The sequence below is a fragment of the Maribellus sp. YY47 genome (genome assembly GCF_023111095.1).
GTDB lineage: Bacteria > Bacteroidota > Bacteroidia > Bacteroidales > Prolixibacteraceae > Draconibacterium.
Window position 1 is genome coordinate 1 of sequence record NZ_JALGYW010000042.1, and the last position, 10,044, is coordinate 10,044.

A 10,044-nucleotide genomic window follows, 5' to 3' on the forward strand; every position below is an offset into this window, starting at 1 on the left:
CAAACAAGATACCATTAAAATTAAAAGCTATAAAAGAACAGACCGTTTCAAAGCTAGCTTTGAAACGGTCTGTGAATCTATTAACTTAGTCCAATAATCTGTAACGCTTATTTAGGACTAGTCAAATTCTTAATTATTGTTCCCTCGTTTACTTTTTTAGTATTATATTTGTGTCCCAGAATAACATTATATTCAACATATGCAAACCCATAGACCCTCTTTTATCCTGATATACTGACAGATAAAGCATACCAAACACACATTCGCTTCATTTCGAGAATATATCCATCTCTCAATTAAGTTTCTAATTTTTTACATAAGAGGCAAATACTTTGATATATTATTACTTTTATCCTTGTTGATTATACTTTTTTTTCCTTACTTGCAAGAGTACAATTTAACTAACTATTACGAAACTAGAAAATCTCAATTCGATGACAGTAAGGAATTACTTTACGAAAGCAGATGAAAACAAACGCTATTCAGTTGCTTCATTAAAAAGAGCTAAAGCGGCAACATTCAATTCTTTTGTATATGAGCAATTTTCCACAGAAGAATCTTGCCGACAGAAAAAAATAGAAAGATCATTACTTAATCCCAGTCGATTACGTCTCCATTGCTTGCCCCCCGGGCTGCTTTAATGCTGATGTTTGAGAACATAAGTTAAGCTGGTAAAACACACAGATTTGCAGAATAAACCACACTTGGCAGTCAAGCGAAACAGCTTCAGAATAACAACACAAATTCTTGAATAAACAGGATACGTCTTACCCTTAAATAAAGACTAGCGACAATACACCTTTTAGAACATAACTAAATTAACAAAAACAAGCTTTTCTAAATCATACATAATACTTTTGCCTATGAAGAAACAGTCCACACTACATCCAAATGATTCAACTTTGACAAAGCGGAATGCCCGCTGTTGAAGCCTCTTTGTGAAATTATTAAAACTATTAAAACATGAATGAAACGTTAACGTCAAAATTGACGAAAAGTATTTTTTTGCTTTTTTCAGTAGTCTCATTGTCTATGGGACTTTTAATTTCGTGTGATAAGGACGACAGTTTGAAAAAACAAGCTTTTGATCCTGCTAAAGAAATCGAAATTAATGAGTTTTATCCCGACTCAGGAGGGATTGCAACACCTATTATTATTGAAGGAACTAACTTCGGCTCTGATACAACAGGGCTAAAAGTGTTCTTTAAAGACTCGCTCGGAGTAAAACACCAGGCCGGTTTGGTAGGATCGAATGGAAACAAGATCTACGCCATGGTTCCGAAGTTGACCTATTTAAAAAAGCTGAATATTATTGTTGAGCGGACAGACAAGGGTACCGAGAGCTATTCAGGTACTGCCGAAGACTATTTTGTTTACAAAACAGAAACTACAGTAAGTACAGTAGTGGGAAAACCGGAACCCGACAACAATTCAATGCCTACAGTTGGAGGTGATTTCTCATCAGCAACACTTTCTGCTCCATTCGCTATTGTACTCGATGACGAGGACAATATTTTCATTACAGAACGAAGTTTCTATACTCAGTCTGGATATAGCGCCCAGGGTGCAAGAAATGAAAAAGGGGAAGGTGTAGCAAGTAATCTTGTTATCGCAGATACAAAAGCACAAACTGCAACTGTAATGCTTTATGGTGCCAGCTATACCAACGCTCCTACTTTTTCGGGGGAAAATGGAAACGAATCGGTTTACATGCCGGAGGATGCAGGATTATATTTTTATCAATTACCCAAAAGTTTGAGTTACGCACCGCGCCGTCGCTCGCTGATTACAGGTCCTGATACCAAAGATGTGATCGAAGGAAACTGGAAATATTCATTTGTGGCCAATAAGCAAGACAACATGATTTACAGTGTGATGTGGAAAGGCCAACTGGTACGCTTCAATCCCTCAACACGTAACGTAGAAGTATTGCTTGACAAAATCATACCTGATATTCCGAATGCAAGAGGTCAGTCAGGCTGCAACACTTACTGTATCTTTTCGCCAACAGAGCCCAATATGCTCTATTTCTGCATGGAAGAATACAATATGATTGGCCGGGTAGACGTATCGAAACTGGCCGATAAAGACAAGGCCACCTACAAAGGCGAACCATACGCAGGAAGATCATTCGTTGAAGGACCGGTAAATGGTAGAGGATGGGAAGATGGATTACTGGAAAACGCACGTTTTTTAAGCCCAAAACAAATCTGTTTTACTTCTGACGGTAAACTTTATATCGCTGACTCAGGCAACCACTGTATCCGTGTAATTGACACCACAGCTCCAATAGACAAGGCCACTGTAAGCACAGCCATCGGCTTGCCTCAGAGTCCTGGATTCAAAGATGGTGGACCTGAAATCGCGAAATTCTATCACCCAACCGGGGTTGCTGTAAACGCCGACGGGAGTATAGTATATGTAGCCGACCATAGGAACAAAGTAATCCGTAAACTTTCTATTGAATAATTTTAGATATATAACTGATATGAAAAAATTAATATGTTTCATCTTACTCCTGGTTGGGCTATATCCCCAAATAAGCTATGGACAAAATAAGGTAAACAGAAACCTCGAAATATCGGGTGTCGTGTCTGATGCCACTGGTGCGCCTCTACCCGGGGTGTCGATATACATAAAAAACGTTCCCGGAGTCGGAACGACATCGAATATTGATGGTGAATTTAAAATCAAAGCAGGACTCAGAGAAACAGTAGTCTTCCAGATGATTGGTATGACAATTGAAGAATATTTCGTTGAGAAAGCCAAAAACGATGTGGAGATTGTGCTGAAAGAAGATTCCAAGAGTCTCGATGAAGTAGTAGTAACCGGTTTAACTTCACAGAAAAAGGTATCGGTCGTAGGGGCGATCACAAGCATCGATGTGGAGGAACTGAAAACACCGGCCGCATCGTTGAACAACATGTTAGGCGGTAGAGTAGCCGGTGTAATGTCGATGACAACATCGGGTGAGCCGGGTAAAAACATCTCTAACTTCTGGATTCGTGGTATCGGAACTTTCGGTGCAAACTCAGGAGCTTTGGTATTGATCGACGGCCTCGAAGGTACATTGTCTGATGTGGACCCCGATGACGTGGAATCGTTCCAGATCCTGAAAGATGCTGCCGCAACAGCTGTTTACGGTGTACGTGGTGCAAACGGTGTTGTTATCATCACCACCAAACGCGGAGCTGCCGGCAAACTGCAGATTACCGGCCGTGCCACCCTGCAGGTTAACCGTTTGAAAAGACTACCTGAATACTTAGGTGCATACGATTATGCAAAACTGGCCAACGAAGCCAGGGCCATGTCAGGCGATCCTGATTTATATACTCGTCTTGATCTGGATGTAATCCAGTCGGGACTCGACCAGGAGCTTTATCCTGATGTTAACTGGATCGATGAAATTATGAAAAAAACTTCGTTGCAGCACCGCTACTATGTAAGTGCAAAAGGTGGAGGCGACCTGGCAAAATACTTCATCTCTGTTGGTGCACAACAGGAATATGCTGCGTACAAGCAGGAGGAATCTAAATTCAAAAAACCGGTGGCCTATAACAAAATGACTTATCGTGCCAATATCGATATGAATTTAACTCCTTCAACCAAACTCTATTTTGGTGTAGACGGAAATATGGTAAACCACACATTGCCCGGATCACAAAACACCAATACACTTTGGAGTGCAGTACGCCAGCTTACGCCATTAATGTTCCCGGTTAAATATGCCGATGGAACACTTCCTACTTATGGAACTTATGACTTGTCCTCGCCTTACACTACGCTTAATTATAGTGGATACACACAAGAGAACAACGCCCGTAACATGATCACACTGAGCCTGACTCAGGATTTTAAAGGTTTTCTCGAAGGACTTACTGTATCAGCACAGGTAATGGCCGACTACCAAACTTTTTTCACGGAATATCGCCGTATATGGCCGAACATGTACCGTGCCTCGGGCAGAGATTCACAAGGTAACCTCATTAAATCGTTACGTATTGCTGAAACGGCACTTTACTATGGAAACACCAGCGACCTGTGGAGAAAAAACTACGGCGAAGCAAAAGCAAACTGGAACCGTTCGTTTGGCAACCACGACCTTGGAGCTCTTGTGTATTACTATATGGAAAATATTCAGGATACCCGGTGGAGAGATTTTTCAGATAACTTAGGTATCAGTTCGATTCCGGCTCGCCGCCAGAACGTTTCCGGACGCCTTTCATACGGATATAACAATACTTATTTTATTGATGGTAACTTCGGTTACACCGGTTCTTCGCAATTTGAATCAGGTAAACGTTTTGGATTCTTCCCATCGCTTGCCCTTGGTTGGGTAGTTACCGGGTACGAATGGGTAAAAACCAACATGCCGGCACTTTCATTCCTGAAATTCCGTGCATCATACGGTCTCGCTGGTAACGACCAGATTTCGGGTGCTGCCCGTTTCCCCTATTTAACTTTGATCGACAACCGTGCTTCAAGCTACTGGGGATACCGCGGAGCGGGTATTGCTGAAGTACAGGAAGGCGCTGATAACCTGAAATGGGAAGTGGCTAAAAAAGCCAACTTTGGTGTTGAAGCCAACTTTTTCGACGACAACCTGAAATTGGTAGTTGACGTATTCCGCGATCAGCGTGATCATATTTTTATGCCACGTGTAACACTGCCTAACTACCTTGGATTGGTAACCACTCCTCAATCGAATGTGGGTAGTATGCACAGTTTCGGATCTGACGGTAACATTTCGTACTTCCACTCCGTCAACAATGACTTGGATTTCACCGTGAGAGGTAACTATACTTTCTCTCAGAACATCATCGACTACTACGAAGAGAACGCATTACCTTACGATTATATGAGTGTAACGGGTAAACCATATGGTATCATCCGCGGATATATTTCGGAAGGTCTTTTTGCCAATCAGGAAGAAATTGACACCAGAGCCGACCAAAGCTCTTTCGGAACCGTTCGCCCTGGAGATATTAAGTACCGCGATGTTAACGGAGACGGAACCATCAATGATGACGACAAAGTTCCACTCTCATACGGCAACCAGGTACCACGTGTGATGTATGGTTTCGGAGCCGATTTCCGCTATAAGAAATTAACATTGGCCGTTTTATTTAAAGGTGCTGCAAAAGTGGAATACTACCGTGCAGGACTAGGTAACGATGCAGGTTGGATACCTTTCTATAACGGAGATTTAGGAAACGTGATTAAACTGGCCAACAATCCGGAAAACAGATGGACGCCGGCATGGTATTCAGGAACAACTGAAACCGAAAATCCGAACGCCGAATTCCCGCGTCTTTCTTACGGAAGTAATACCAACAACTCGCAACTTTCTACCTTCTGGAAACGCAATGGTTCTTACCTCCGCCTACAAGAAGTAAGCGCAAGATATAAACTGGACACATACTCGTGGATGAGCAGACTTGGACTGCAGTCCATCGATCTGGAGTTTGTGGCCAATAACCTGTTCACTATCGACAAAGTAAAATACTTTGATCCTGAACAAGCGACTTACAACGGAGGAGCTTATCCGATACCTGCATCCTATACATTTCAAATCTACTTGAACTTTTAATCATTACGCTATATGAAAAGTATATTTAAAATATTGATAGCAGTGGCTGCCATCTCAAGCATGGCACTCAGCTCCTGCAGTTACCTGGATGTAGATACCTATTTTGAAGATACATTCAGACAAGACTCTATTTTCAACAGTACCAAAAATGCTGAAGGCTATCTGTGGAACACACCCAAAGACTTTCCTGATCCGGGAGCAATATGGGGTAATTCATGGAATCTGGGGCAAATGGCTTCTGATGAGATCACCACAAAATGGCGGACCGGAGAATTTCCCGGGATCTCATTTACCGTTGGTGAAATCACCTCCAGAAATGTGCCTTCCAGCATGAACATCTGGTATAGAATGTACCGGGTAATTCGTCGTTGCAACACCATGCTTGCCAGCGTCGATCAGGTAGGCGACATGTCAACACGCGAGAAACAGATTTATGAAGGCTATGTCCACTTTTTGCGTGGTTATGCGTATTACCATCTGTTGATGAACTGGGGGCCCTGTCTAATTGTGGGTGATGAAATTATAGCGAATTCAGAATCTGCTGAATACTATAACAAAGAACGTTCAACCTACGATGAATCGGTGGACTACATATGCAACGAGTTCCAATTAGCCGCACAGGTATTGCCTTCTGCTTCGCAACAATCGATCAGTCTTTCCGATCGCCCCACCAAAGGAGCTGCTTTGGCGCTGATTGCACGCTTGCGACTTTACCAGGCTTCTCCACTGTTTAACGGCGGCGATGCTGCCCGAAGAAGCTTTGGTACCTGGACCCGAAAAAGTGATGGTGCATACTATGTGAATCAGGAATATGATGCACGCCGCTGGGCTGTTGCTGCTGCAGCGGCTAAAGCTGTTATTGATATGAATTATTATCAATTGTACACTTCTGATATAGATCCTCAAAATCCATATCCACTGGCATCAAATGTACCAACAGATGCCTTCCCGAATGGTGCCGGAGGTATTGATCCTTTTCACTCGTACCACGATATGTTTAATGGTGAAGGAATTATCCAAACCAACAAGGAATTTATCTGGGCAATGACTTCGTCAAATGTAACCAACTATACCCGTCACTCATTCCCGGTTTATTTCGGAGGATGGGGAGGTATGGCCGTTCCTCAGCGTGTGGTAGATTGCTACATGATGGCTGACGGACGTTCCATCCATGATGCATCTGCTGAATATCCTTATGATTCGGATTTGACCAACACCATCGGTGGAAGTGGCAAAACATTAGGTTCTTATGTTCTGAAAGCTAATGTTCCGAAAATGTACGATAACCGTGAAGCTCGTTTTTATGCTTCTATCGGTTTTCCCGGCGCTGTTTGGCAAATGAACTCAGCTTCGCAGGATGCTTCCTATTCCAATGAACAGTTTTGGTTTTCTCACGATGATGTATCGGGTATCACCGGAGCAGGAAATAATATCAACGACTACAACGTTAGCGGATATTCTCCGATCAAGTATATTCATCCTGACGACTCTTGGGCATCTGGTAAAGGAAACGTAAAATCGGCTTTCGTAACCAGCCCGAAACCCTTCCCTATTATTCGTTACGCAGAAGTGCTGCTCGAATATGTTGAAGCCCTGAACAATGTTGAAGGATCTGAAACTGTGGAAATTTTCGATGCTGTGGGCAACGAAACTGTTGAAGTAACCATTACTCGCGATGTAGCCGAGATGGCCCAATATTTCAATATGATTCGCTACCGTGCCGGACTTCCGGGTGCTACAGATGCACAATTGGCAGATCCGGAAACATTCCAGCAAGTTATTATGAATGAACGCCAGATCGAATTATTCAACGAAGGCTACCGTGTGTTCGATACACGTCGTTGGGGAATCTACCTTGATGAAGATGCAAACTCATCAAATTGGAGAGGCCTTAATGTGGACAGAGACAGAACGAGCACAAATAACAACGAAGGATTCTTTGATATCGTTACCATTAACACCCAAAACATTCGCGACCGTGTAGCCTCTCCTAAAATGGTGTTACTGCCTATACCTCACGATGAATTGTTAAAGGTTCCTGCAATTGATCAAAATCCTGGCTGGGATAGATAATTGTTAGAATCATAAACTGTTAAAATGATTTTTAAAATGAAAAATAGTATAAAAGTTATTTACGGCGTAATGCTGGGACTCGCTTTTGCTAGCTGTGACTCATACGATTTCGAACAGGAGCAATATCAAAACGAGATAAACCTGCTCAGTAATTCACAAATGATTTACGACAGGCAGGTAGCAGATTTAACTAAAAGTAGCGACACAATTTACGTGGTAGCCGCCCTAAGTGGCACCAACAATTCCAACCAAACGTTTAACGTTGCGTTGGTGGAAGCTGACTCGTTATTCAAAGCCTACAACAAATCGAATTTTGATATCGATTCGTCACGCTTTGCCCGTATGCTTCCGGAAGAGTGTTTCACGATTCCTAATTTAGAAATGCAGATTCCTGCGGGTGAATCACAGGTTAAATTCCCGATTTACGTGCAAAATCTCGACAAACTCTCTCCCGACTCTATCTATTTTCTGAACTATAAAATAGATCCGTCAAAAACGAGTGCGTTCAATCCGGAAAAAGCAGAAGTGTTACTGCGTATTTATAAAGAGAACGAGTTTTCTACTACGGTAGAAAATGTATACTACAACTATACTTCGTCCTATATCATTAAACTGGACAAGAATGATCCGGAAACAAGGCGCCCAACAAGTTCGAATCAAGTGTTCGCGCTGGGAGGCAATTCGGTAAGGATGATGGCAGGAGATGAAACATTTGGCAACTATAATGCTGCATACAATCAACTAAATGCCAAAAGTATCAAAGTAGTAATCGGCGATCAGACTTCTCAGAATCCACTGGCACGCACAGTGACAGTAGAACCTTACAAAGACCTCGATGTGGTTCAGATGACACCTGTTGACATGTACGACAATACCTTTTTGATCAATATCATCTCAACACCCGACGGTCGTGCTACCTACTATAAAGAGTTTCGTCTTCACTACAAATACCGGTTAAGCGACACCAGTCCTTACCGGGAGGTGAAGGCTGTCTTGCGGATGGAATATAGCCCAAGGGCGGAATTACTGTAATGATCATTAAAGGCCCCGTGCCAATTAGAAATAATAATAAAAATCTTATGAAAAAAAATATATTATTGTTCGGATTAATCGGAATATTGATCAGTACACTAACAATGAACTCTTGCGCTCCCGATTACGAGACAGAGTTCGAAGTAAAAACATTGGTCGTTCCCGATAAAAGCTTAACCCCGATTGCTTTTCCAATTGAAGGTGGAGTGGCGGAAGCCAAAGTTGAAACAAACGTGGAGTTAAGCGACTGGTCAGCATCATCGAATGCTGACTGGTTAACGGTTGAGAAAAAAGAAGGTGTTGTGGGCATTTCGGCTGCAAGCAACCCTACCTATGCTCCGCGTATTGCCCGTATAACTATTGAATACGGATACCAGGCCTACTACATTAATGTGAGCCAAAAAGGTAATAATCCGATACTTTTAGTGGAAGGGCAAAGAACCGGTGTGGTTAAATCGATAGGTTCAGTAGCAACAACTATTTCTGTTCAGGTAGAATCAAATATGGTAATTGATAACTTTTTGGTTCCTGACACCGCCAATTTTGTTCATTTTGAATCGATTGCAGACGTTGATGGAAACGCTGACATGAAAACAGTCTCTTTCAAAGTAGATCAAAACATGAGTAGAAATGCCAGGTACTCTACGATTACATTCCAGTCTTCAGACAATTATGCCTACACAGCATCATTTGTTGTTGCTCAGGCCGGAATCGTATTCGAAGAAATACCATTAAGGGCAGATATGCTGTCGTCTAATGCACAGGAAGTAAATGAAGGGCCGATTGCGAATCTGCTGGATGACAATTATTCTACATTCTTCCATTCAGCCTGGTCGTACTCCATTAGCGAAGCACACTACATACAGGTGACACTGGATGAACCTATTCCGGGTTGTGCTTTCTGGTACCAAAACAGAAATAACGGTAACGGTAAACCACAAGATGTTTCAATTATGGTGAGTGCCGACGGATCAACCTGGAGTGAGATGGTACATATCACTTCTGGCTTACCAACCGGAGCATCCTCAACCTATGAATCGGCTTACTTTATTTCGGAAACGCCGTTTAAATATTTCAGGTTTGTGGTAAATAAAACGAACGGTGGGACAGCGCCTACTTACTTTAATATGGCAGAATTCAGAATGTATCGCATTCAGGAATAAGTTCCGCAGATAGAAAAAAGAGGTATTTCAAAAGAATGATTTTTCATTCAATAAAATACTTGACTAGTCCTAAATAAGCGTTACAGATTATTGGACTAAGTTAATAGATTTACAGACCGTTTCAAAGCTAGCTTTGAAACGGTCTGTTCTTTTATAGCTTTTAATTTTAATGGTATCTTGTTTGTG

At 42.1% G+C, this 10,044-nt stretch carries 5 protein-coding genes; all 5 read left to right on the forward strand.

Translation table 11 applies throughout. From position 1 onward, the window contains the following. The first annotated feature begins 1,032 nt into the window (after positions 1-1,032). From MR764_RS20040 to MR764_RS20060, 5 genes are read left to right on the forward strand one after another with little or no spacing between them, the layout of a single operon-like run. On the forward strand, positions 1,033-2,469 hold the full coding sequence (locus MR764_RS20040) for an IPT/TIG domain-containing protein (protein ID WP_247981241.1): 1,437 nt from the start codon (positions 1,033-1,035) through the stop codon (positions 2,467-2,469). Between the two features lie 19 nt (positions 2,470-2,488). Further along, on the forward strand, positions 2,489-5,590 hold the full coding sequence (locus MR764_RS20045; protein WP_247981242.1) for a TonB-dependent receptor: 3,102 nt from the start codon (positions 2,489-2,491) through the stop codon (positions 5,588-5,590). A gap of 12 nt (positions 5,591-5,602) precedes the next feature. Then, complete coding sequence (locus MR764_RS20050) at positions 5,603-7,663, forward strand: RagB/SusD family nutrient uptake outer membrane protein (RefSeq protein ID WP_247981243.1); 2,061 nt, start codon at positions 5,603-5,605, stop codon at positions 7,661-7,663. 36 nt (positions 7,664-7,699) lie between these two features. Beyond that, on the forward strand, positions 7,700-8,695 hold the full coding sequence (locus MR764_RS20055) for a DUF4361 domain-containing protein (protein WP_247981244.1): 996 nt from the start codon (positions 7,700-7,702) through the stop codon (positions 8,693-8,695). 47 nt (positions 8,696-8,742) lie between these two features. After that, positions 8,743-9,858 carry a BACON domain-containing carbohydrate-binding protein gene (locus MR764_RS20060; protein ID WP_247981245.1) on the forward strand — a complete coding sequence of 372 codons (1,116 nt, stop codon included), beginning with the start codon at positions 8,743-8,745 and terminating at the stop codon, positions 9,856-9,858. The last annotated feature ends 186 nt before the right edge of the window (positions 9,859-10,044 follow it).